This window comes from Seonamhaeicola marinus, from assembly GCF_008085455.1.
The window spans coordinates 321-768 of sequence record NZ_VSDQ01000357.1; the positions used below are offsets into that span (position 1 = coordinate 321).

Consider the following 448-nt stretch of genomic DNA (forward strand, 5'->3'; position numbering starts at 1 on the left):
TTACCAAAGATGGTGATATTTGGATTAGGGTTTATCAAATGGAAATAAAAGATAAAATGTACACCCTAAGGTTTGAGATTGAAGATAATGGTATTGGTATTAGCCAAGAAAAACAAGACAATATGTTTGAAAGCTTCAACCAAGGATCCATTCAAATTAATAGAAAATATGGCGGTACTGGTTTAGGTTTATCTATTGTTAAAGGTTTAATTGATATTTTAAAAGGTGAAATTCATGTAAAAAGTGAATTAGGAGAAGGCACCACGTTTTTCTTTGATATTCCTTTAGAATATACTGAAGTTAAAGAAGAAGAGGAAGACAAAAAATCTTTCTTTGAACAGAAAAAAGAAAAATTAGATCTTACAAAAGTTAAAATTTTAGTGGTTGAAGACAATAAAATAAACCAAATGATCACTAAAAAAATACTTACTAAAATGTCTTTAAAATG

At 27.5% G+C, this 448-nt stretch carries 1 protein-coding gene; it reads left to right on the top strand.

Annotated elements, in window-relative coordinates; translation table 11 throughout:
* A partial coding sequence (locus FUA24_RS25665) for an ATP-binding protein (protein WP_246146955.1) occupies nt 1–448 on the top strand: 448 nt, incomplete at both ends.